1 protein-coding gene is annotated in these 246 nt (G+C 43.1%); it reads left to right on the top strand.

The window, feature by feature from the left end; all coding sequences use genetic code 11:
- On the top strand, positions 1 to 246 hold a 246-nt coding region (locus R2R70_RS22310; protein WP_410979244.1), incomplete at both ends, for an NAD(P)-dependent oxidoreductase.

Below are 246 nucleotides of genomic sequence, written 5' to 3'. Positions count from 1 at the left end.
AATGAAACAAGGCGCTATTTTAATTAACGCCTCTCGCGGCACCGTTGTTGATATTGACGCCCTTGCAGAATCACTTAGCGAGAAAAAGCTAAGTGGTGCAGCAATTGACGTGTTCCCTGTTGAACCTAAATCTAACGATGAAGAGTTTGTATCGCCACTACGCGACTTCGATAACGTTATTTTAACGCCGCATATTGGTGGTTCAACTCAAGAAGCTCAAGAAAATATTGGTATTGAAGTGGCAGG

Origin of the sequence: Cobetia sp. SIMBA_158 (assembly GCF_046566945.1) — a bacterium.
In the GTDB taxonomy this organism is placed as follows: domain Bacteria; phylum Pseudomonadota; class Gammaproteobacteria; order Pseudomonadales; family Halomonadaceae; genus Cobetia; species Cobetia amphilecti.
The sequence above is the reverse complement of the archived record's forward strand: the minus strand, read 5'-3'. Positions and strand labels throughout refer to the sequence as shown.